The following is a 20,746-nucleotide window of genomic DNA, read 5'->3' on the forward strand; positions in this document are numbered from 1 at the left end:
GGTGTGAGCACCGTGCCGGTAGCCCCCAGCAGCAGCCAATAGTTATCGGCGGGTCGGCAATCTGCGGGAGCGTAGGTCGTCCCGAGAAAGGTTTGCAGCGCCACGCGCGCACCTGGCTCGTATGAAGCGCTCATTCACTCCCTCCACACCACGCTGCTCCCCGGGTCGGCTCGGGTGGTGCGGAAATGGTTGGCCGGGTGGGCCGGGTCTGCCCTGCCAAAGGAGATGCCGCAGACGATGCTGCGGTCCTCGCCAATGCCCAGCACCTCGCGCAGCACGCCGGGGTAGGACGCGAGCGCAGCCTGTGCAATGGAGCCCACGCCCAGGCTGTGCGCGGCCAGCATGAAGTTGCTTACATAGGCGCCGCAGTCCACCGCGCCATACACCCCCAGCGCCTCGTCGCTGGTGACGATGGCCGCATGCGGTGCGCCAAACATGGTGAAGTTCTGCGCCGCCTGGCGGGCCGAGGCTTCGCGGTCGCCCTTGGCAATGCCCAGGGCTTCGTACAGGCCCCAGCCGCATTCGCGCCGCCGCTCCCGGTACACGCCCCGGTATTCGCGGGGCCAGGGCAGGTCGGGCGCAGGGGCGGCTGTGGCCATCTGGGCTTGAAGGGCACTGCGCAGGCGCTCGAGTGAGGCGCCGCTGGCAATGGTGAGCTGCCAGGGCTGCGCGTTGCACCACGAGGCCGTGCGCTGCGCGGTGGCCAGGATGGCTTGGATGGTGCTGCGTGGCAGCGGCGCGGGCACAAAGGCGCGGCAGCTGTAGCGGGTGTGGAGCAGTGTGGAGAGGGTGTCAAACGCCGGGCTGTAGGCGGTAGCCTCGTTCGTGGGGGATGTCATGGCGGTGGCCCGGCCGGCTAGGCCTTCTTGGCCTTGGCGGCAGGCTTGGCCGCTGCCTTGGCCGTTGGTTGGCTTGCGTTCGCGTCTGCCGCGTGTTTCTTCTTGTCGGCTGCGGGCTTCTTGGCGCCTGGGTGAGGTGCGTTGAGCAGCGCGTCCAGCTGTTCGCCAATCTCGGCTTCGATGCGGTCCTTGAAGGCGCCCAGCAAAAAGCCCAAATGGGCCTTCATCTCGAACTGGTGGGCATCCACCAGCAGTGTGCCTTTGACGCCCGTGCGGGTGAAGGTCAGCAGGTCTTCGGTGTCACCTTCTTCGTAGGTGCATTCCATGTCGAACTTCTCTTCGGCTTTTTCGGCCCAGGAGAAGGCCACTTTGCGGGCCTCCTTGAAGCCCAGGTGGTGGTCGCGGTGGATGTGGATGTCTGGCATGGGGCGTCTCCTTATGAGGGCGTTGTCCGGGATGGCTGCAGTGCGCGCAAGGCCTCGTGGCGTTGTGGCTGGGGCTGCTGCGTCAGTTGTCGTACGGCATCATAAAACCGGGGCCAGTTGCGGCCCTCGCGGTCGAACAGGGCTTCGAATGCAGGCACCAGTTCGTCGTACGCGGCCTGGGCGGCAAAGCTGGCGTTGTTGGCCTGGGCTACCCAGCGGTCGTAGCCTGCCACCTGGGCTGTAGTGGCCTGGGGTGTGGCGCCGCTCTGTGGTTGCAGCCAGCGCGCACGCAGCGCGGCGTAGTCCGTCCGAAAACGCTGCATTGCTTCACTTTTCATAGCTGCTAACGCTTTTTCATCGCGCGCAGAGGCCTCTTTTTTTTCATAAATGGTAGCCAGATGGGCGCGTGTGGTGCGTGTCAGGGTGCGAAAGGCGCCGCGCCGCGCCTCGCTGGTGGCATAGGCCTCGCGCGTGGCGGGGGTGGACTGCGTGGCCAGCCACTGCGCCACGCCGATGCGCTCGACCGCCGTGGCAAAGGATTCGTTGAAGAGGGTGTCGTCCTTGGCATACACCACCTGGTGCGCCAGCTCGTGGAACAGCAGGCGCACAAAGTCGCCCTCGGGCCAGGCGATGAAGGTGGACAGCAGCGGGTCGCCGCCCGCCCAGTTCATGTAGCCCAGCGTGGAGTAGGCGGGCACGCCGTACACCTCCACCTCCAGGCCCTGTGCGGACAGCTCGGCGGCCTCGGCCTGTGCCGCAGCCTCGGTGAAGTAGCCCCGGTACCCGATGCAGCCCGTGACAGGAAAACACCATGTGTGGAGCGTCAGCGAATAGGGCGGCGCGGCGACCACATTCCACACGGCGGCGGGGCGCTTCAGGTCGGCATAGCGGCGGTAGCTGGCGTTGTCGGGCAGGCCGAGTTCTGCCACCGCAAAGGCACGCGCACGTTGCGCCAGCTGCAGCCGCTCGCGCAGGGCGGGCGAGATGTCCTTGCGCGCCACCCAGTCGTCAATCGGTTCTGCGGCATGCATGATCTGCATGTGCCCGCGCAGCGACTGCCAGTAGTAGCCCAGCGCGTTGGAAGGACCCGTGGTGCTGGCGCAGCCGGCCAGCACCAGGCAAAACATCAGGCTGAAAGTGGCCCGCAGGCGGGAAAGTGGCTGGCGCATGCAGCGCAGTTTATGGGCAGTTCGAACCCTTTGCGCTCGCCCTGTCAGCAGCCTGGCTGTTGTGCTTTCTAGAATGCCGCGCATGACCCCTTTGACCGCTCCCGATACTGCTCGCCAACTCGCGCTGGCCGACGGCCTGTTTGCCGACGAGGCCGGTTGCCCGCGTTGCACCTGGTGCCAGTCCACGCCGCTGTACCGCCACTACCACGACACCGAGTGGGGCTTTCCGGTGGCCGACGACCGCAGGCTGTTCGAGAAGATCTGCCTGGAGGGTTTTCAATCGGGCCTGAGCTGGCTCACCATCCTGAACAAGCGCGAGGGCTTTCGCGCCGCGTTCGCGAACTTCGACGCCGAGCAGGTCGCGGCCTTCGGCCCGGCCGAGGTCGAGCGCCTGGTGCAGGAAGCGGCCATCGTGCGCCACCGGGGCAAGATCGAGTCCACCATCAATAATGCCCACCGTGTGCTGGAGCTGCGGCGCGAGTTTGGTTCGCTCGCGCACTACGCCTGGCGCTACGAGCCCGCTGCCACCGACCGGCCCGAGCGCATCACGCGCGAAGTGGCGCGCACCCTGTCCACGTCGCCCGCGTCGATTGCCATGTCCAAGGACCTGAAAAAGCGGGGCTGGAGTTTTGTGGGCCCCACCACGGTGTACGCTTTCATGCAGGCGATGGGGCTGGTCAACGACCACCTCGAAGGCTGCCATTCGCGTGCTCCAGCGCTCAGGGCACGTGCGGAGTTTGTGGTGCCATGACGGGCGCGCTGCACGCCTGGTCTGGCAGGGATCGCCAACAACTCGCCCTGACTGCATGAAACACGCCTGCCCTGATTGCCAGCAACCCGGTGTCAGCAATGCCGCACGTCGCTGGTCCACACGAGAGAGTCCTGCGCAATGTTGCTATTGCGGAGGGCTGTCGCATGTGCTGGCCAGCACGTCCAGCGGCATTGGCGTGTTCACATGGCTAACACTGATCGGTTGCTTGGGGCTGGGTGTCGTGCTTCGTTCCATTGGCATCGCAGTGGCGGGCGTGCTGGTTGTGGGCGTGGGCAACATATGGAAGTGGCGCCGGTGCGAGTTGTTTCCGACGGAGAGAAAGGCCGCGCAGATGGCGAATCGTGTGGGCTGGGCGGCGGCGATTTTTTCGGTGGTGATCACGTTCTTGGGCTGATCGGCGCTGACGTGCAGGTCAGCGCAATACCACCGGCACGCTTCTGGCTATTGCCGCGCCGTGGGCCGCAACACCCATAACGCCCCCAGCGCTGCCAGCCCCAGCAGTGTGGTGGCCCACAAGGCGGCAGCGCCCACTTCATCGAGCAAAATGCCAAACAGCACCGGTGCAAACGCCTGTGCGACACGGGCGGGCACCATCATCAGCCCCTGGCGGGCGCCGTAGCCCGCAGGCCCAAACAGCACCAGCGGCAGCGTGCCCTTGGCAATGGTCAGTATCCCGTTGCCTGCCCCGTGCAGCACGGTGAACACCGCTGCCGCAGGCCCGCCCAGCACCATCAGCAAGCCCGCGCCCACGGGGTGTGCGGCGGCAGCCAGCTGGGCCGACAGCAGCGGGTGCAGGCGGCGCAGAAAACCAAACTCCAGCAGGCGTGCCGCCACCTGCGCAGGGCCTACCAGCGCGGCCATTGCCACTGCCGCCTGCAGCGACGTACCGCTGGCCTGCAGCAGGCGGGGCAGGTGGGCTGCCATGGCGGTGCTGGTGAACCAGGTGACCGCAAACACAAAGGACAGCAGCACGGTGGTGCGCAGCGGGTGGGCTGGAGTGGGCGGGGCGGATACGGCCGGTTCTGTGGTGGGCGCTGCGATGGCGTCCGTCGATGGTTCGGTGGCCTTTTCTGCGGCGTCGGCGCGCGGCAGCCAGCCATTGAGCGGCACGCCCACCAGCAAGTGCAATGCGGCCCAGCCCGCACACGCGCCGCGCCAACCCCACTGCGCCTCCATCCAGGCCGACAGCGGCCAGCCCACGGTGCTGGCAAACCCCGCGATCAGCGTGATGCCGGTGATGGCGCTGCGCGCGCCTTGGCCGTACAGCCGCACCAGCGTGGCAAACGCTGCCTCGTACAGGCCCGAGCCCATGGCCACGCCCATCAACACCCACGCAGCAAACAGGCCCACCGGGCCTTGCGCCAGGGCCATGCCCGCCAGAGCAGCTGCAAACAACAGGTTGGTGCCCACCAGCACCGGGTGGCCACCATGGCGGTCGATGGCCTGGCCCGCGAAAGGCCCGAGCAGCGCCGACACGATGAGCGCCACGGAAAACGCGGCGAACACCGTGGGCGTGGCTACCCCCAGGTCGCGCGCCATGGGCGCGGCCAGCATGGCAGGCAGGTAGTAGGACGAGGCCCAGGCCAGCGTCTGGGCTGTGCCCAGGCGCGCCACGGTCCAGCGTTGCGAGGCGGCGCTCATGCCGCGCGGTGGGCCATGGTGGGGGCGCGCGAGGTTGCCTCAGACACGCTGGCCCTGCGCGTTGCTGACGACTTCGCCGTCCTCCTTGGTGAAGGCACCTTGCTGCGGCGCGGGCAGGATGTCCAGCACCCTCTCGGACGGGCGGCACAGCCGCGTGCCCAGGGGCGTGACCACGATGGGGCGGTTGAGGAGGATGGGGTGCTGCAGCATGGCGTCGATGAGCTGCGCGTCGGTGACGCCCGGTGCGTCCAGCTGCAGCTCGGTGAAGATCGCTTCCTTGGTGCGCACGGCGTTGATCACCGGCTCGCCGGTCGCCGCAATCAGCGCCACCAGCGTGGCGCGGTCGGGCGGGGTCTTGAGGTATTCGATGACCTCGGGCTCCACGCCGCTGTTGCGGATCATGGCGAGGGTGTTGCGGGACGTGCCGCACTTGGGGTTGTGATAGATCGTGATGGTGGTCATGGCGTGCTGGAAAGGATGGAAACAATGGGCGAAAGTTTGCCACTGCGCTGGGGCCAGCCCGGCAAATTTTCCAACGCGTTCAGCAGCCGCTGGCCCGCATCGTCCAGCGCTCCGTCGTTGTGCACCTCCAGGCTGGCCGCGCCCGGCGGCGGGCTGTAGGCCAGCGCACGCTGGACCCGGGCCTCCACCTCTTCGCGCGTCTCGCGGCCCCGCGCCAGCAGACGTTCGCGCAGCACCTGCGGGCTGGCAGTGATGTGCACAGCCACCAGGTCCGGGAACCGCGCCAGGGCCTCGGGCAAGTAGGCGCGCGAGCCATTGAGCAGCACCCAGTGGCCTTGGGCCAGCGGCGCCAGTTGTGCATGCCGCACGCCGTAGCCCAGGCCGTTGGCTTCCCAGTGCAGGGCAAAGGCCAGTTCGTGGCGCAAAGCAACAAACGTTTCGGGCGAAACACTTTCATGGGCTTCGCCGCCCGGCATGGCGGAGCGGCTGATGGTGCGCTGCGCCCAGTGCACGGGGCACGGGGTGGGCAGGTGTGCCCGCAACCAGTCCAGCAGGCTGTCTTTGCCCGCGCCCGAGGGGCCCATGCAGTAGACCAGCCGGCCCGCGGTCATGCGCCCATCTCCAGGTGATCCAGCAGCACAAAGTCGGCGCCGGGTGTGGGCTCTGCGAACAAGGCCAGGCTGTTGAACTTCAGGATGGGCAGGTCCGAGAAGAACTCCTGCGCGGCCTCGAACACCAGCGCCTGCGTCTGTGTGTCCACCTGCGCCAGGCTGCCGGTGAGCGACATGTGGAATCGGAACTCGTCCAGCACAAACGGGTAGCCCCATTGCTCCAGCAGCGCGTCCTGCCGGGCAGTGAGCCCCGCCGCGCGGCGCCGGGCCATGTCGGCGTCGGACAAGGGGGCGGCCAAAGGCTGTAGCGCCGTCACGCAGGTGGCGGCGGTCTCCTGGATCTGCGCATTGGCGGGGTGCAACGCCGGGGGCACCAGCGCCAGAAAGTCGTCGATGCGTTGCACCTGCAGGGGCGGAAGCACAAAGGGTTGCAGCCCGCGCGCCACGGACTGCACGGCCTGGTGCAGCGCGATCCAGTCGGTGCCGGGCGCCAGTGCAAACGGCGCCTTGAGCGTGGCGTGCCAGCCGTAGCGGCGGGGCGCCGCCGTCAGGCGGTGCAGGTCGTCCGCCGCCACGCCGTCGATGGCGAGCTGCTGCAGCGGCTGCAGCAGCGCGGCGCAGCGCCCCAGCCAATGGCTGCCGGCCAGCCAGCCCAAGCCGCCCGGGTTGGGTGCGAAATAGACCGCATAGCGGTGGTGGATGGGTGGCTTTTCAGGCGTGTTCATCGTGGTCAATGGTCAGTTTCACGCGGTCGCCCGCAAACCAGGCGCGGGCCCATTCGATGGGCGTGCCTGCCAGGTCCACGTTCAGGCTCTCTACCTGCAGCACGGGGCGCGACGTGGGCTGGCGCAACTGGGCGGCCACTTCGGCGCTGGGCAGCTCGGCGGTGATGCGGCTTTCGCGGCGCGTGTAGTCGGCCACGCCGTGGGCGGTGAAGCCTGCGGTGATGGAGCCCGTTTCGCGCACCACGGCCGCCAGGTTCTCGAAGCGGGGCAGGGGAAAGTAGCGCTCGCTGATGTGCAGGGGCTGGCCCTCGGCGTCGCCCCGCACGCGCAGCGCCAGCAGCGGGCTGCGCGCGGGCACTTGCAGCGCCTTCGCCAGCGCCGCCGTGGCGCGCGTGGTCTGGGCCTGCAGCACCACCAGGCTGCCGCGCAGCCCCGCCTGCGCCAGGCCCTGCTGGTGGCGCGTGCGCTTGCCCAGCACCAGGTCCACCGCAAAGTCTTCCACATAGGTACCGCTGCCCTGCGTGATGCGCACCAGCCCCTGGCTGCACAGGCCGGCGAGCGAACGGCGGATGGTGTGGCGGTTCACGCCGAACTGCTCGGCCAGCGCGTGTTCCGAGGGCAGTCGCTGGCCGGGCGGATAGACGCCGCTGCCGATGGCCTCGGTCAGCTCGGCGGCTATGCGCGTCCAGAAGCTGTCGCGCGCAGGGCGCAGTGGTGGTGCTTGCGGGACCTGTAGCGGGGTCGTGAGAGAGGTGGTGCTGGCTGTCATGAAACCTACATGCGCGCTCTATAAGCTGGCGCCAGTTGTTCAATTTGTCTATACAAATTTCAGGGTACCACTTCCATGTTTCAAGCCTTTGACAACCCGGGACCGGGCCGCCCCCTGGGCCGCGCGCAGTGGATGGCGCTGCTGGCCCGGGCGCCGCTGGGGCTGCTCGAATCTGCGTTGCACGAGCACGCCACGCGCCCCGCGCGCTGGCTGCGTGCACCAGAGACCGGCCTGATGATGGTGCAGGGCCGCGCCGGTGGCACGGGCGAGCGCTTCAACCTGGGCGAGGTCACCGTCACCCGCTGCGCGCTGCGCGTGGCCGACGCATCGGACGCCGCCGAGGCCACTGTGGGCGTGGCCTACGTGCTGGGCCGGTCGCACCGCCAGGTGCAGCTGGCGGCCCTGGCCGATGCGCTGCTGCAAGACCCTGTTCAGCAACCGGTGCTGGACGCACAACTGCTCGAACCCATCCGCAACCACCTGCGCAATACGCAGGCCGAGCGCCAGGCGCGGGCTGCCAGCACCAAGGTGGACTTCTTTACCGTGGCGCGCGAGAGCGGTGCCGACAACGACGAGGACACCGAATGAGCACGACCCCCTTGGCATCGCTGGGTGCCGGATTTTCGAATGAAGCCTTTGGCAGCCAGGCGGTGTTCCGCGCGGTGCTGCAGGCGCTGTCGCACCCCGGCCGCACGGTGGCGGTAGAACACGACGCGCGAGTTCCTGCCATGGGGCATGCCGCATCGGCTGCCGTGCTGCTGGCCCTGCTCGACAGCGACTGCACGTTGTGGCTCTCGCCCAGACTGGCAAACAGCGATGTCGGTGCCTGGCTGCGCTTTCACACAGGCTGTACTTTGGCGGCCGACGCTGCGCAAGCCCGTGTTGTGTGGGTGGCGCAGGGTGATGCGCTGCCCGCCCTGAACCGTCTGGCCCTGGGCACCGACATCTACCCCGACCAATCAGCGACTTGCGTGGTCGATGTATCGCGTGCCGCCGCCACCACGGCGGACGCGAGTAATGCATGGCACTTGAGCGGCCCCGGCATCCAGGAGGTGGCTGCCTTGCAGGTGGATGGCCTGCCCGACGACTTCGAGGCCCAGTGGGCGGCCAACCATGGGGTGTTTCCACGCGGTGTGGATCTGCTGCTGGCCACTGCAGACCACATCGTGGGTCTGCCACGCACCACGCGGGCAACGCGCGGCGCCACTGCCCTTCAGGAGGCCTGAGCATGTACGTAGCCGTCAAAGGCGGAGAAGCCGCCATTCTCAGCAGCTACCAGCTGCTGGCCCGTCAGCGCAGGGGCGATGCCGCGCAGCCCGAACTCTCGGTGGCGCAGATCCGCCAGCAGCTCAAGCTGGCGGTGGACCGCGTCATGACCGAGGGTTCGGTCTACGACCCCGAACTCGCCGCGCTGGCCATCAAGCAAGCGGCGGGCGACCTGGTGGAAGCCATCTTTTTGCTGCGCGCCTACCGCGCCACGCTGCCGCGCCTGGGCACCACCTGCCCGTTGGACACAAGCCGCATGGTGCTGGACCGGCGCATCTCCGCCACCTTCAAGGACCTGCCCGGCGGGCAGGTGCTGGGCCCCACCTACGACTACACGCAGCGCCTGCTCGACTTCAAGCTGCTGGTAGAAGGCACGGTGACGCCACCTGCCGCTGCGGCAGCGGTTGTGCCACCCGGCCCCACCCCGCGCGTGGTGGACCTGCTCAACCAGGAAGGCTTGATCGAAACCCGCCCCGTGCCCCCGGGCGACCCCGTGCCAGCGGACCTGACCCGCGAGCCACTGCGCTTCCCCGCCAACCGCGCCACACGCCTGCAAAACCTTGCGCGCGGGGACGAGGGCTTCTTGCTCGCCATGGCGTATTCCACGCAGCGCGGCTACTCGCACTCGCACCCGTTTGTGGGTGAGGTGCGCTTGGGCACGGTGGCGGTGGAGATCGAACCCGAAGAGCTGGGCTTTGCCATCGACATTGGCGACATCGAGATCACCGAATGCGAAATGGTGAACCAGTTTGCAGGCAGCAAGAGCCAGCCCCCGCAGTTCACGCGCGGCTACGGCCTGGCTTTTGGCCACAGCGAGCGCAAGGCCATGGCCATGAGCCTGGTGGACCGCGCCCTGCGTGCCGATGAGCTGGGCGAGCCGGTGGAGTCGCCTGCGCAGATGCAGGAGTTTGTGCTGGGCCACAGCGACAGCTTGGAGGCCTCGGGCTTTGTGCAGCACTTGAAGCTGCCGCACTACGTGGACTTTCAGTCCGAGCTGGAGCTGGTGCGCAAGATGCGCGCCGCTGCCGCCCACCCCACCACCCCCGCTGAGGAGGATGCCGCATGAACGCGCCCATGGAACCCGCCGTGATGGGCCTGCCCGCCGACGCCGCACCGGTGGACGGCCACTTCAACTTTGCTTACCTGGACGAGCGCACCAAGCGCATGATCCGCCGCGCCATCCTCAAGGCCGTGGCCATCCCCGGCTATCAGGTGCCGTTTGGCTCGCGCGAGATGCCGCTGCCCTATGGCTGGGGCACCGGTGGTATCCAGGTCACCGCGTCCATCATTGGCCCGCAGGACTGCCTCAAAGTCATCGACCAGGGCTCGGACGACACGGTCAACGCGGTCAATATCCGCCGCTTCTTCGAGCGCACCACGGCCGTGGAGACCACCACCCGCACACGCGCGGCCACGCTGATCCAGACGCGCCACCGCATCCCCGAGACACCGCTGACCGAAGGCCAGGTCATCGTCTACCAGGTGCCCGTGCCCGAGCCCATGCAGCGCCTGGAGCCGCGCGAGACCGAAACGCGCACTCTGCATGGCCTGGCCGAGTACGGGCTCATGCACGTCAAGCTCTACGAAGACATCGCACGCTACGGCCACATCGCCACCACCTACGACTACCCGGTGCTGGTCAATGGCCGGTATGTGATGGCGCCGTCGCCCATCCCCAAGTTCGACAACCCCAAGATGCACATGAACCCCGCGCTGCAGCTGTTTGGCGCGGGCCGCGAAAAGCGCATCTACGCCGTGCCGCCCTACACGCCGGTGGAGAGCCTGGGGTTTGAGGACCACCCTTTTGAAGTACAGCGCTGGGATGCCTCCTGCGCGCTGTGTGGCGCCACCGACAGCTTTCTGGACGAGGTGATTACCGACGACCAGGGCGGCCGCATGCATGTGTGCTCGGACTCCGACTATTGCCAGGAGCGCCAGTCGCAGCAAGCCGAAGCTGCGCAGGTGCAAGGCGGCACCGCATGAGCACCGTGCACATCCGCGAAGCCCGGCAGGCCGACCTGGAGAGCGTGCTGGCGCTGTATGCCGCGATTGAAGACAGCGCGGCCGACGTGCTGACCCTGGAAGAAGCGCAGGCCGTGCGGGCCCAGTTCGCCCGCTACCCCAGCTACCGCCTGTGGGTGGCCTGCGACCCCGCGCAGCACGGCGCCGTGGTGGGCACCTATGCGCTGCTTGTCATGCACAACCTGGCGCACCGAGGCACGCCCTCGGCCATCGTGGAAGACGTGGTGGTGGCACAGGACCAGCATGGCCGAGGCATTGGCCGCCAGATGATGGCCCACGCCATGCAGCAGGCGCGCGATGCGGGCTGCTACAAGCTCGCGCTCTCGTCCAACGCCCGCCGCAAGGGCGCGCATGCCTTCTATGAATCCCTGGGCTTTGCGCAGCATGGCCTGAGCTTTGTTGTCGAGACCCTCACATGAATCACCCCGAACCTTCTGCGCCGCTGCTGAGCGTGCGCAACGTCAGTAAGCGCTATGGCGACCGCGTGGCGCTGCAAGGCGCGTCCTTTGACCTATGGCCCGGCGAGGTGCTGGCCGTGGTGGGGGAGTCGGGCTCCGGCAAGTCCACGCTGCTCAACGCCATTGCAGCACGCAGCGCCCCGGACGAAGGCATGGTGCAGTTCCGCCAGCGCAGCGGAGAGCTGCAGGACATCTATGCCATGACCGAAGCGCAGCAGCGTCTGCTGGCGCGCACCGACTGGGGCTTTGTGCACCAGAACGCAGCGGACGGCCTGCGCATGGATGTGTCCGCCGGTGCCAACGTGGGCGAGCGCCTGATGGGGCTGGGCGAGCGCCACTACGGCCGCCTGCGCGCCACGGCCACGGAATGGTTGCAGCGCGTGGAGATCGATGCGGCGCGCATCGACGATGCACCGCGCACGTTTTCGGGCGGCATGCGCCAGCGCCTGCAGATTGCGCGCAACCTCGTTACCCAGCCTCGCCTGGTGTTCATGGACGAACCCACCTCGGGCCTCGATGTATCAGTGCAGGCGCGCCTGCTGGACCTGCTGCGCCAGCTCACGCGGCAGATGCAGTTGGCGGCCATTGTGGTCACGCACGACTTGGCCGTGGCACGCCTGCTGGCCCACCGCATGGTGGTCATGCAGCGCGGCCGCGTGGTCGAAGCGGGCCTGACCGACCAGGTGCTCGACGACCCGCAACACCCCTACACCCAGCTCCTCGTTTCCTCGGTACTGCAGCCATGAACCAGCCTTCCATTGCGCCCATTCTCCAGATACAAGGAGTGGCTAAGCGCTTCACCCTGCACCACCAGAACGGCATCGAACTGCCAGTGCTTGCCCAGGTGGACCTGGCCGTGCAGCCCGGTGAATGTGTGGTGCTGGACGGACCCTCGGGCATGGGCAAGAGCACGCTGCTCAAGATGATCTACGCCAACTACCGGGTCAATGCGGGGCGCATCACGGTGCGCTTGGCCGATGGCACTGCGGTGGATGTGACGCAGGCCACGCCGCGTGCGCTGGTGCAGCTGCGGCGCGACACCGTGGGCTATGTGAGCCAGTTCCTGCGGGTCATCCCACGCGTGTCGGCGCTGGACGTGGTGGCCGAGCCACTGGCGGAAGACGCCGGGGACGACCCTGCGGGCATTGAGGCCGCGCGCGAGACCGCCCGCCAGTGGCTGACCCGCCTGCGCATCCCCGAGCGGCTGTGGCACCTGCCACCCGCCACGTTCTCCGGCGGCGAGCAGCAGCGCATCAACATCGCCCGCAACATGATCAAGTCCAAGCCGCTGTTGCTGCTGGACGAGCCCACCGCATCGCTCGATGCGGCCAACACCGAGACCGTGATCACCATGATCCGCGAAGCCGTGGCGCGCGGCGCGGCCCTGGTGGGAATTTTTCATGACGCGCAGGTCGGTGCTGCCGTGGCCACGCGCCGCGTGAACGTGGGCGACTTCCGGGGAGCATCGGCATGACCGCGACCGTGTTCAAGAACGCCCGCATGGTGCTGCCGGGCGAAGTGGTGCGGGGCAGCCTGCACATGGATGGTGGGCGCATCGCGTCGGTGGACGGTGGTAGCACATCGGCCCTGCAGGGCATTGATCTGGGGGGTGACTACCTGCTGCCCGGGCTGGTGGAAATCCACACCGACAACTTCGAGCGCCACCTGATGCCGCGCCCCAAGGTGCAATGGGCCGAGATGCCTGCACTGCTGGCGCACGATGCCGAGATTGCGGCCGCAGGCATCACCACGGTGCTGGATGCGCTGGGCGTGGGCGAGGCTGATTCAGACAGCCTGCGTGGCAGTACCTGGAACCGCGTGCTCGACACCATCGACACTTGCACCGAGCTCAACCTGCTGCGTGCGGACCATCACCTGCATGTGCGCTGCGAGCTGCCTGCGCCCAACACCATCGACCTGTTTGAGCCCTTCCACGGGCACCCGCGCCTGTCGCTGATCTCGCTGATGGACCATACCCCGGGCCAGCGCCAGTGGGAGAACATCGAGCAGGCACGCACCTACTACACCGGCAAGAAGGGCTGGAGCGCCGAGAAATTCGAGCGCCAGGTGGCGCACGCGGCCACGCTGCAGGCGCAGTACGCCGAGCCGCACCGTGCGTATTTTGTGGACTATTGCCGCACCCACGGCATCTCTCTGGCCAGCCACGATGACACGACGGTGGCGCATGTGGAGCAGGCCCATGCCGAAGGGGCCGCGATGTCGGAGTTCCCCACCACGCTGGCCGCAGCCCAGGCTGCGCACGAGCGGGGGCTGCTTACCGTGATGGGCGGGCCCAACGTGGTGCGCGGAGGTTCGCACTCGGGCAATGTGGCGGCGGCCGATTTGGCCCGCCGGGGGCTCTTGGACATCCTCTCGTCCGACTACGTGCCCGGCAGCCTGCTTGGTGCAGTGATGCGTCTGGTGCAGGACGACATCCTGTCTTTGCCGCAGGCCGTGGCCACCGTCACGCGAAACTCGGCCAAAGCTGCGGGCATGGCGGACCGGGGCGCGCTGGCGCCCGGCCTGCGCGCCGACCTGCTGCAGGTGCACATGGCTGAGTTGCCCGATGGCGGCTGCCAGGCCGTGGTGCGGGGCGTGTGGCGCGAAGGCCAGCGCGTGCTGTAGAGCGCGTGCAGGTTATTCCCTGACATCCAAACTTCTCCCAACTGTCAAAGCGCTGTCACGCCCGGCAATCACACTTCAGTTGTCTAGACGACTTAACCCCCAGGAGGCTGCCATGACTGCCGCACTGCATATCCACCAACTGAACAAGCACTTCGCCAACGGCAAACACGCCCTGCGCGACATCAACCTCACCGTGCAGCGCGGAGAGATGGTGGCGCTGATCGGTGCCTCAGGCTCGGGCAAGTCCACCCTGCTGCGCCATGTGGCGGGCCTGGTGGTGGCCGATGCGTCCAGCGATTCGCTGATCGAGATCGATGGCCGTTGCGTGCAGCGGGGCGGCCACATCCACAGCGAGATCCGTAAGGTGCGTTCGCAGGTGGGTTTTGTGTTCCAGCAGTTCAACCTTGTGGATCGCCTGCCGGTGTTGATGAACGTGCTGGTAGGCCTGCTGCACCGCACGCCTTGGTGGCGTGGCTGGCTGCGCATGTTCAAGCCACAGGAGCGTGCGCTGGCGCTCGAAGCGCTCCACCGCGTGGGCATTGCCGAATGCCATGCACAGCGGGCTTCCACCCTGTCGGGCGGGCAACAGCAGCGCGCCGCCATTGCCCGCACGTTGGTGCAGGGCGCAAAGGTGGTGCTGGCCGACGAGCCCATTGCCTCGCTCGACCCCGAATCCTCGCGCAAGGTCATGGACATCCTGGCGCGCATCAACCGCGAGGACCGCTGCACCGTCGTCGTGTCCCTGCACCAGGTGGATGTGGCCATCAAATACTGCCCCCGCGTGGTGGCCTTGCACCACGGCCAGGTGGTGTACGACGGTCCCTCCGCCGCACTCACCCCCGCCCTGCTGCGTGGCCTGTATGGCGTGCAGGCCGACGAGATCCTGCCGGGGGCCTCAGGGGCTCCTGCAGCACCTGCGGTGGCGCCCATGCCCGCACCCCAGTGGTCCCCCGCGATGGTCCAGGCGGCCTGACCGGGCAGTGATTCTTCTGTTTTCTTTTCGGAGTTTTCTTATGTTAAAAAAACTGTTTGCTGCGCTCGCACTGGGTCTGGGTCTTTCGGGCGCCCACGCTCAGGACATCAATTTCGGCATCATCTCGACCGAAGCCACGCAAAACCTCAAAGCCGACTGGCAGCCGCTGCTGGACGATATGGCCAAGCAGACGGGCTTCAAGATCCGCGCCTTCTTTGCGCCTGACTACGCCGGCATCATCGAAGGCATGCGTTTCAACAAGGTGCAGGCGGCCTGGCTGGGTAACAAGTCGGCCATGGAGGCCGTGGACCGCGCCAACGGAGAAGTATTCGCACAGATGGTCAATGCAGACGGAACTCAGGGCTACTACTCGCACTTGATCGTGCATAAGGACAGCCCCCTGGCCACGTTGGATGATGTGCTCAAGAACGGAAAGTCGCTGAGCTTTGGTAACGGCGACCCTAACTCCACCTCGGGCTTCCTGGTGCCTGGCTACTACGCCTTCGCCCAGAACAAGATCGACGCCAAGACCCACTTCCGAATTGTGCGCAGTGCCAACCACGAGACCAATGCGCTGGCCGTGGCCAACAAGCAGATCGATGTGGCCACCAACAACAGTGAGAACCTCGACAAGTTCAAGGAACGTCAGCCCGAGAAGTTCAAGGACATCAAGATCGTCTGGACATCGCCGTTGATCGCGCTGGACCCGCTATTGATGCACAAAGAGCTGCCCGAAGCCGTCAAAACCAAGATCAAGGACTTCTTCTACAACTACGCCAAGACCGATGCCCGCGAGAAAGAGATCGTCATGAAGATCTCCAAGCTCTCGGGCTTCAAGCCGTCGAGCAATGCGCAGCTCACGCCCATCCGCCAGCTCGACCTGTTTGGCAAACGCAACAAGATCGAGGCCGATGCCACCCTGGCCGATGCAGACAAGAAGACCCGCCTGGCCGAAATCGACCAGCAGCTGGCGTCGCTGAAGTAAGCCGCTGGTTTGTCGTTGCTGCCCAGGTGCCCGCATGTCCTCTGCTCTGAATCCCTCGCTCGCCACTTTGGCCAGTTCTACGGCGCCAAAGCGCAGTCTGGGCTGGTACCTGTCGTGGGGCATCCTGCTGGTGCTGCTGGCGTCGTCGTGGAAGGGCGCCGACATGCGCCCGCTCGACCTGCTGAACGACTCGGGCAACATGGCTCGCTATGCTGCGGAGTTCTTTCCGCCCAATTTCTCGCAGTGGAAGCTCTACGTGCAGGAGATGCTGATCACGCTGCAGATCGCGTTGTGGGGCACGGCACTGGCCGTGGTCACCGCCGTGCCGCTGGCGCTGCTGGCTTCGTCCAACATCGTGCCCTGGTGGGTGTACCAGCCGGTGCGCCGCGTGCTCGATGCGTTCCGCGCCATCAACGAAATGGTGTTTGCCATGCTGTTTGTGGTGGCCGTGGGCCTGGGGCCTTTTGCGGGCGTGCTGGCGCTGTGGATCCACACCTCGGGCACCTTGGCCAAGCTGTTCTCCGAAGCCGTGGAGGCGATTGACCCACAGCCGGTGGAAGGCATCCGTTCCACCGGTGCGAGCGCACTGCACGAAATCATCTACGGCGTGATTCCGCAGGTCATGCCGCTGTGGATCTCGTACACGCTGTACCGCTTCGAGGCCAACGTGCGCTCGGCCTCGGTGGTGGGCATGGTGGGCGCGGGAGGCATTGGCGTGGTGCTGTGGGAAATCATCCGCGGGTTCCAGTACGCCGAGACCTGCGCCGTGATGCTCATCATTGTGGTCACGGTGAGCGTGATCGACCTGGTGTCGGCCCGCATCCGCAAGGCATTGGTCTAGTAAGGAAAGACGATGGCATTGAGCCTTGAAGACATTGCCCACCTGCTCTCCACTCGGGGAGTGAACCAGTACGGCCGCGAGGCGGTCAGCCAGCTGGAGCATGCGCTGCAGTGTGCGCAGTGGGCCGAAAAATCGGGTGAAACCCCGGCCACTGTGGTGGCGGCCTTGCTGCACGACCTGGGCCACCTGCTGGCGCCCGGGGGCGACACGGCCGAGCAGGACGACCTGCACCAGTACATGGCCATCCCGTTCTTGCGGGGCCTGCTGCCCGACGCGGTGCTGGAGCCCATCCGCCTGCATGTGGATGCCAAGCGCTACCTGTGCACCATGGAGCCGGGGTACTGGGAGACACTGTCGCCCGCATCGCAGCACAGCCTGGTGCTGCAGGGCGGGCCCTTCACGCCCAAAGAGGCGATGCAGTTTGCGGCCCAGCCCTTTGCGCAGGAGGCCATCCGCCTGCGCCGCTATGACGACCATGCCAAGGTGCCGGGGCTGGTCACGCCCCCGCTGGGCTACTACATGGCGCTGGTGCAGCGTCTGGTGCCAGTTCCGGCAGCTGTTGCCGGTGCGGCTGAACTCGCCCCGGTGGCAGCGTAAAAAGCCGCGCGGCCAAGCCGAGGCCGCCCCTGCGCGTCAACCTCCCTTGTCGCCATTCACCCAGCCCAGGTCCAGCGGGCGGTCCTCGAACTCAGTGTTCAGTACCACCGTGCTGGTGGTGCGGGCCACGCCCGCGATGGCCTTGATCTCGTAGATCACGTCTTCCAGCGCGCGGGCGTGCGTGGTGCGGATCTTGGCCAGAAAGTCGTATTCACCCGCCACGCTGTGCAGCTCTTCGACCTGGGGCATGGCGCGCAGGCGGGGTGCCACGTCGCGGCAGTGGATGCCGCCATCGTTGCGGATGGCCACGAATGCGGTGAAGTTCAGCCCCACGCGTTCCGGGTCCACGCTGATCGAAAACCGGCGAATCACGCCCTTGTCCAGCAGCTTCTTCACGCGCTCGTGCACTGCGGCGGTGGACAGTCCCACTTCGGCCCCCACATCGGCATAGGAACGTCGGCCATCCGCCCCTAATGCCGAAATAATTCTGGCGTCCATGTCATCTGTCTGAATATTTGCTTGCATAGCCGCTCGATTTTGGTAAAAATTCCGAAAACCTTACGGTTTCCATAAATTATTCGGTCAGGTGAAGAATATGCCGGCAATTTTCAATGCGCAAGCCCGCGCACAGCGCAAAGGGGCGGTGGCCATGGCACTGCTGTTGGTCTACATCGTCTGGGGCACTACCTATTTCGCCATTGGTATTGCGCTGCAGAGCATGCCGCCGCTGCTGATGAATGCGATCCGCTTTCTGTGTGCAGGGGGGGTGATGCTGCTGATTGCGCTGTGGCAAGGCCATGCATTGCCCACGTGGGTGCAATGGCGCAACTCGGCGGTGGTGGGCGGCTGCATGGTGTTTCTGGCCATGAACCTGATGGGTTTTGCGCAAAAGCTGGGCATTGGCTCGGGCCTGATGGCCACGGTAGTCACCACCATGCCGATGTGGTTGGCGCTTTGGTCGCGCTGGGGCGGCGAGCGGGTGCCCTTCACCAGCTGGATCGGCCTGGCGCTGGGCGTGGTGGGCGCGCTGCTGCTGGCGCTGGAGGGCGATTTTTCGGCCACCTGGCTCGGTGCGCTGCTGGCCTTTGGGGCGCCGCTGTGCTGGAGCGTGGGCTCGTATGCATCGCGCAAGCTGTCGCTACCTGCGCCCGCCATGGCATCGGCCGCGCAATGGTTTGCGGGGGGCGCCATGGGGCTGGTGGTGGCGTTGTGGTTTGAGCCGTTGAGCGCCCTGGGCCAGGTCACTGCCAAGTCGTGGGCAGCGTGGGTCTACCTGCTGGTATTTGGCACTTTGGTAGCGCTCAATGCGTACCTGTGGCTGCTGCAGAACACGTCGGCCGCGCTGGCGGGCAGCTATTCGTTCGTGAACCCTGCGGTGGCTTTGCTGGTGGGCGTGGCGCTGGGGGGCGAGATGCTCACGGGCTGGGTGTTTGCCGCGCTGCCGTTGATTGGGGCGGCGCTGGCGTTTATTCTGTACGGGCAAGCGCTGCAGCGGTGGCTGGAAAAGCTCAGTCCGGGATTACAGCGGTTGCTTCAATCTCGATCTTCGCGCGCTCTTCCATGAGCCCCGCCACCTGCACACATGCCATCGCCGGGAAGTTCTTGCCCAGCACCTCGCGGTAGACCGCGCCCAGCTCCTTCAGGCGGCTGTTGTATTCGTTGCGGTCGGTCACGTACCAGGTCAGCCGCACCAAGTGTTCTGGGCCTGCGCCACCAGCCTCCAGCACCGCCCGCACGTTCAGCAGCGTCTGCCTCGTCTGGTCGATGAAGTCGTCGCTCTCAAACTGTTGCTGCGCATTCCAGCCGATCTGGCCGCCGGTGAAGACCATGGTGCCGCGTGCGGCCACGCCGTTGGCGTAGCCTTTGGGGGTGACCCAGCCTTCGGGCTGCAAAAGGGTGTTTTTCATCATGTTGTTTTTGTTGAAGAAGAAGGTGCCGGCACCGCGCCCTGGCGCAGCTTGAAACGCTGCAGCTTGCCGGTTTCGGTGCGGGGCAGGGCCGTGACGAACTCCACCACGCGCGGGTATTTGAACGGAGCGATGGTGGCTTTCACATGGTCCTGCAAGGTCTTGACCATGGCTGCATCGCCTGTGTAGCCGGGCTTCAAGACGCAGATGGCCTTGACCACCATGCCGCGCTCCTCGTCGGGCACGCCGATCACGCCGCACTCGGCCACGGCGGGGTGGCGCAGCAGGGCATCTTCGACCTCGGGGCCGCCCACGTTGTAGCCGGCGGTGATGATCATGTCGTCGTCGCGCGCCTGGTAGAAGAAGTAGCCGTCGGCGTCTTGCGTGAACGCATCGCCCGGGTAGTTCCAGCCGTCCTTCACGTACTTGGCCTGGCGCGTGTCGTCGAGGTACTTGCAGCCCGTGGGGCCGATCACCGCGAGCTTGCCCACGGTGCCGCGTGGCACTTCACGGCCGTCGTCGTCCACCACCTTGGCGGTGTAGCCGGGCACCACCTTGCCCACTGCACCAGCGCGGCTTTCGCCGCCCGCCGACGAGATGAAGATGTGGAACATCTCCGTGGCGCCGATACCGTCCGTCATGTCGAGGCCGGTCGCGTCTTTCCACAGCTGGCGCGTCGCGTCCGGCAGGCCCTCGCCCGCGCTCACGCTGGTGCGTAGCTGGGGCAGGCCGATCTGTTGGGCGAACGGCGCCATCTGCCGGTAGAAGGTGGGCGCGGTGTAGCAGATGGTCACGCCCGCGTCGCGCATCAGCCGCACCATGGTTTCGGGCGTGTAGGGCTGGTCGGGGAAGTACACGCTGGCCCCGGCCCACATCGGAAACACGAGCAATCCACCCAGCCCGAAGGTGAACGCCAGCGGCGGCGAGCCCGCCACGATGTCCTCGGGCGTGGCCTTGAGTACATGGCGCGGCCAGGCCTCGCAGCCTGCCAGCACATCGCGGTGCGTGTGCACGGCCGCCTTGGGGGAACCTGTGGTGCCCGAGGTGAACGCCATCAACGCGATGTCGTCCGCCGACGTGGGGCAGGGCGGCGTGGTGCCGGGCTTGCCCTGCGCGCGCTGCAGCAGGTCGGCTGCATCCGGCGCTGTGTGGAAGGGCACGATGGTGGCGAGCACGGGGTGCTGCGTCTGCGCGGCCTGCAGCTCGGCCAGCAGGCGGCCGTCGCACAGTGCCAGCGTGGGCTGGGCACGGTCGATGATGCTGCCCAGCTCCACCGCGCGCAGCAGCGGCATGGTGGCCACCGCCACCAGCCCCGCGTAGACGGTACCCAGCCAGGCCAGCGCCATCTCCACCGTGTTGCCTCCGCGCAGCAGCACGCGGTTGCCGGGCACGAGGCCGTGGTCCTGCGTCAGCACCTCGGCAATGCGCGCGGCCTCGGTGCGGGCGTCGCGGTAGGTATACGTGCGGTGCGGGCCGCGCAACAGGGGGCGGTCGATGTGGCCCGCACGTTCGGCCTGGTCGAACAGCGCCTGCACCAGGTTGGCCTGGTTGGCGATCTGCAGTTCGGGCAGGTCGTAGCGCAGTGTGGGCCAGGCCTCGGGTGCAGGCAGGCGGTCGTGCACGAAATGGTCGGGCTGGGCGGAGGGGGCTTTCATGCGA

The 20,746-nt window shown here is 66.7% G+C and carries 26 protein-coding genes; 15 read left to right on the forward strand and 11 right to left on the reverse strand.

Annotated elements, in window-relative coordinates; all coding sequences use genetic code 11:
• Window positions 1–134: 134 nt before the first annotated feature.
• From ACYZGB_RS11275 to ACYZGB_RS11285, 3 genes are read right to left on the reverse strand one after another with little or no spacing between them, the layout of a single operon-like run.
• On the reverse strand, window positions 135–839 hold the full coding sequence (locus ACYZGB_RS11275) for a nitroreductase (protein WP_462388309.1): 705 nt from the start codon (window positions 837–839) through the stop codon (window positions 135–137).
• A gap of 17 nt (window positions 840–856) precedes the next feature.
• Window positions 857–1,264 carry a polyhydroxyalkanoic acid system family protein gene (locus ACYZGB_RS11280; protein ID WP_462388310.1) on the reverse strand — a complete coding sequence of 136 codons (408 nt, stop codon included), beginning with the start codon at window positions 1,262–1,264 and terminating at the stop codon, window positions 857–859.
• Window positions 1,265–1,275: 11 nt separating this feature from the next.
• Window positions 1,276–2,433 carry an aminopeptidase gene (locus ACYZGB_RS11285; RefSeq protein WP_462388311.1) on the reverse strand — a complete coding sequence of 386 codons (1,158 nt, stop codon included), beginning with the start codon at window positions 2,431–2,433 and terminating at the stop codon, window positions 1,276–1,278.
• 82 nt (window positions 2,434–2,515) lie between these two features.
• Between ACYZGB_RS11285 and ACYZGB_RS11290 the strand changes: the two genes are divergently transcribed.
• Complete coding sequence (locus tag ACYZGB_RS11290) at window positions 2,516–3,184, forward strand: DNA-3-methyladenine glycosylase I (RefSeq protein ID WP_462388313.1); 669 nt, start codon at window positions 2,516–2,518, stop codon at window positions 3,182–3,184.
• 55 nt (window positions 3,185–3,239) lie between these two features.
• Window positions 3,240–3,599, forward strand: coding sequence for a hypothetical protein (locus ACYZGB_RS11295; RefSeq protein ID WP_462388314.1), 360 nt, complete (start codon window positions 3,240–3,242; stop codon window positions 3,597–3,599).
• 47 nt (window positions 3,600–3,646) lie between these two features.
• Here the strand turns inward: ACYZGB_RS11295 and ACYZGB_RS11300 are convergent, their stop codons facing one another.
• Genes ACYZGB_RS11300 through phnF form a run of 5 tightly spaced genes read right to left on the reverse strand, consistent with a single transcriptional unit; the run spans window position 3,647 to window position 7,413 of the window.
• A complete protein-coding gene (locus ACYZGB_RS11300) occupies window positions 3,647–4,846 on the reverse strand; it encodes an MFS transporter (RefSeq protein WP_462388315.1) in 1,200 nt (399 codons plus the stop codon).
• Window positions 4,847–4,885: 39 nt separating this feature from the next.
• The gene (gene arsC / locus ACYZGB_RS11305; RefSeq protein ID WP_462388316.1) at window positions 4,886–5,308 is read right to left on the reverse strand and encodes an arsenate reductase (glutaredoxin); all 423 of its coding nucleotides are present in this window, start codon (window positions 5,306–5,308) and stop codon (window positions 4,886–4,888) included.
• A complete protein-coding gene (gene phnN, locus ACYZGB_RS11310; protein ID WP_462388317.1) occupies window positions 5,305–5,919 on the reverse strand; it encodes a phosphonate metabolism protein/1,5-bisphosphokinase (PRPP-forming) PhnN in 615 nt (204 codons plus the stop codon). Before phnN ends, arsC begins: the two co-directional genes overlap by 4 nt.
• Complete coding sequence (locus ACYZGB_RS11315) at window positions 5,916–6,644, reverse strand: DUF1045 domain-containing protein (RefSeq protein WP_462388318.1); 729 nt, start codon at window positions 6,642–6,644, stop codon at window positions 5,916–5,918. Before ACYZGB_RS11315 ends, phnN begins: the two co-directional genes overlap by 4 nt.
• Complete coding sequence (gene phnF, locus ACYZGB_RS11320; protein WP_462388319.1) at window positions 6,631–7,413, reverse strand: phosphonate metabolism transcriptional regulator PhnF; 783 nt, start codon at window positions 7,411–7,413, stop codon at window positions 6,631–6,633. The genes ACYZGB_RS11315 and phnF overlap by 14 nt, the downstream gene beginning before the upstream one ends.
• A gap of 75 nt (window positions 7,414–7,488) precedes the next feature.
• On the opposite strand from phnF, the gene phnG reads away from it, so the two are divergent.
• The 12 genes from phnG to ACYZGB_RS11380 all read left to right on the forward strand — a co-directional run bounded on the left by phnG (window position 7,489) and on the right by ACYZGB_RS11380 (window position 17,180).
• The gene (phnG, locus tag ACYZGB_RS11325; protein WP_121422099.1) at window positions 7,489–8,001 is read left to right on the forward strand and encodes a phosphonate C-P lyase system protein PhnG; all 513 of its coding nucleotides are present in this window, start codon (window positions 7,489–7,491) and stop codon (window positions 7,999–8,001) included.
• The gene (gene phnH / locus ACYZGB_RS11330) at window positions 7,998–8,639 is read left to right on the forward strand and encodes a phosphonate C-P lyase system protein PhnH (protein ID WP_462388321.1); all 642 of its coding nucleotides are present in this window, start codon (window positions 7,998–8,000) and stop codon (window positions 8,637–8,639) included. Before phnG ends, phnH begins: the two co-directional genes overlap by 4 nt.
• A 2-nt stretch (window positions 8,640–8,641) precedes the next feature.
• Complete coding sequence (locus ACYZGB_RS11335) at window positions 8,642–9,745, forward strand: carbon-phosphorus lyase complex subunit (RefSeq protein ID WP_462388323.1); 1,104 nt, start codon at window positions 8,642–8,644, stop codon at window positions 9,743–9,745.
• The gene (locus ACYZGB_RS11340) at window positions 9,742–10,662 is read left to right on the forward strand and encodes an alpha-D-ribose 1-methylphosphonate 5-phosphate C-P-lyase PhnJ (RefSeq protein WP_462388324.1); all 921 of its coding nucleotides are present in this window, start codon (window positions 9,742–9,744) and stop codon (window positions 10,660–10,662) included. The genes ACYZGB_RS11335 and ACYZGB_RS11340 overlap by 4 nt, the downstream gene beginning before the upstream one ends.
• Complete coding sequence (locus tag ACYZGB_RS11345) at window positions 10,659–11,120, forward strand: N-acetyltransferase family protein (protein WP_462388326.1); 462 nt, start codon at window positions 10,659–10,661, stop codon at window positions 11,118–11,120. The genes ACYZGB_RS11340 and ACYZGB_RS11345 overlap by 4 nt, the downstream gene beginning before the upstream one ends.
• Entirely contained in the window at window positions 11,117–11,905 is a 789-nt protein-coding gene (gene phnK, locus ACYZGB_RS11350; RefSeq protein ID WP_462388327.1) for a phosphonate C-P lyase system protein PhnK, read from the forward strand. The genes ACYZGB_RS11345 and phnK overlap by 4 nt, the downstream gene beginning before the upstream one ends.
• Window positions 11,902–12,633 (forward strand): phosphonate C-P lyase system protein PhnL, encoded by a 732-nt coding sequence (gene phnL, locus ACYZGB_RS11355; RefSeq protein ID WP_462388328.1) that lies wholly within the window; start codon window positions 11,902–11,904, stop codon window positions 12,631–12,633. Before phnK ends, phnL begins: the two co-directional genes overlap by 4 nt.
• A complete protein-coding gene (locus tag ACYZGB_RS11360) occupies window positions 12,630–13,784 on the forward strand; it encodes an alpha-D-ribose 1-methylphosphonate 5-triphosphate diphosphatase (protein ID WP_462388330.1) in 1,155 nt (384 codons plus the stop codon). The genes phnL and ACYZGB_RS11360 overlap by 4 nt, the downstream gene beginning before the upstream one ends.
• A 112-nt stretch (window positions 13,785–13,896) precedes the next feature.
• Window positions 13,897–14,757, forward strand: coding sequence for a phosphonate ABC transporter ATP-binding protein (phnC, locus tag ACYZGB_RS11365; RefSeq protein ID WP_462388331.1), 861 nt, complete (start codon window positions 13,897–13,899; stop codon window positions 14,755–14,757).
• Between the two features lie 40 nt (window positions 14,758–14,797).
• Window positions 14,798–15,742: a phosphonate ABC transporter substrate-binding protein gene (phnD, locus tag ACYZGB_RS11370; RefSeq protein ID WP_462388333.1), complete on the forward strand. Its 945-nt coding sequence runs from the start codon at window positions 14,798–14,800 to the stop codon at window positions 15,740–15,742.
• A 34-nt stretch (window positions 15,743–15,776) separates the two neighbouring features.
• The gene (phnE, locus tag ACYZGB_RS11375) at window positions 15,777–16,583 is read left to right on the forward strand and encodes a phosphonate ABC transporter, permease protein PhnE (protein WP_462388334.1); all 807 of its coding nucleotides are present in this window, start codon (window positions 15,777–15,779) and stop codon (window positions 16,581–16,583) included.
• Between the two features lie 12 nt (window positions 16,584–16,595).
• On the forward strand, window positions 16,596–17,180 hold the full coding sequence (locus ACYZGB_RS11380; protein WP_462388336.1) for a phosphonate degradation HD-domain oxygenase: 585 nt from the start codon (window positions 16,596–16,598) through the stop codon (window positions 17,178–17,180).
• Between the two features lie 36 nt (window positions 17,181–17,216).
• Here the strand turns inward: ACYZGB_RS11380 and ACYZGB_RS11385 are convergent, their stop codons facing one another.
• Window positions 17,217–17,678 carry an Lrp/AsnC family transcriptional regulator gene (locus ACYZGB_RS11385; RefSeq protein WP_056647474.1) on the reverse strand — a complete coding sequence of 154 codons (462 nt, stop codon included), beginning with the start codon at window positions 17,676–17,678 and terminating at the stop codon, window positions 17,217–17,219.
• Between the two features lie 97 nt (window positions 17,679–17,775).
• Between ACYZGB_RS11385 and ACYZGB_RS11390 the strand changes: the two genes are divergently transcribed.
• Window positions 17,776–18,744, forward strand: a complete 969-nt coding sequence (locus tag ACYZGB_RS11390) for an EamA family transporter (protein ID WP_462388339.1) — start codon at window positions 17,776–17,778, stop codon at window positions 18,742–18,744.
• Here the strand turns inward: ACYZGB_RS11390 and ACYZGB_RS11395 are convergent.
• Together ACYZGB_RS11395 and ACYZGB_RS11400 are read right to left on the reverse strand one after the other, a co-directional pair.
• Window positions 18,689–19,087 (reverse strand): RidA family protein, encoded by a 399-nt coding sequence (locus ACYZGB_RS11395; RefSeq protein ID WP_055400021.1) that lies wholly within the window; start codon window positions 19,085–19,087, stop codon window positions 18,689–18,691. The two genes, ACYZGB_RS11390 and ACYZGB_RS11395, sit on opposite strands and share 56 nt — an antisense overlap.
• A complete protein-coding gene (locus ACYZGB_RS11400) occupies window positions 19,087–20,742 on the reverse strand; it encodes an AMP-binding protein (RefSeq protein WP_462388341.1) in 1,656 nt (551 codons plus the stop codon). Before ACYZGB_RS11400 ends, ACYZGB_RS11395 begins: the two co-directional genes overlap by 1 nt.
• Between the last annotated feature and the right edge of the window lie 4 nt (window positions 20,743–20,746).

The sequence above is a fragment of the Acidovorax sp. Q11 genome (genome assembly GCF_054950075.1).